The 251-nt window shown below is 42.2% G+C and carries 1 protein-coding gene; it reads left to right on the top strand.

Features of this window, described 5'->3' with window-relative positions:
- Nucleotides 1-251 (top strand): efflux RND transporter periplasmic adaptor subunit (locus tag AAEY83_RS17225; RefSeq protein ID WP_351061107.1); only part of this gene is annotated, 251 nt, incomplete at both ends.

The following is a 251-nucleotide window of genomic DNA, read 5'->3' as shown; positions in this document are numbered from 1 at the left end:
AAATTACACCATAAAAAGCCCAATTACAGGCGTTATTACCGAGCAATATTTAAAGCGCGGTGAGCTTGCCAATAGCGCATTAATGCAAATAGTAAACCTTGAAACCGTATGGGTCGAGCTCTCGGCTTTTCCTGAAAATATTGAAAAGCTCGCCATAGGACAAAGCGCAAAAGTGTACGATTTACATCATCATTTAAATGCGCAAGGTGAGGTGTTTTACATAGCCCCTATGATGAGCGGCGGGCATATTG

The sequence above is a fragment of the Psychrobacter sp. TB20-MNA-CIBAN-0197 genome, assembly GCF_040309765.1.
GTDB classification, from domain to species: domain Bacteria; phylum Pseudomonadota; class Gammaproteobacteria; order Pseudomonadales; family Moraxellaceae; genus Psychrobacter; species Psychrobacter submarinus.
Note: the sequence above shows the minus strand (reverse complement) of the source record. Positions and strands in the feature narration are given on the sequence as shown.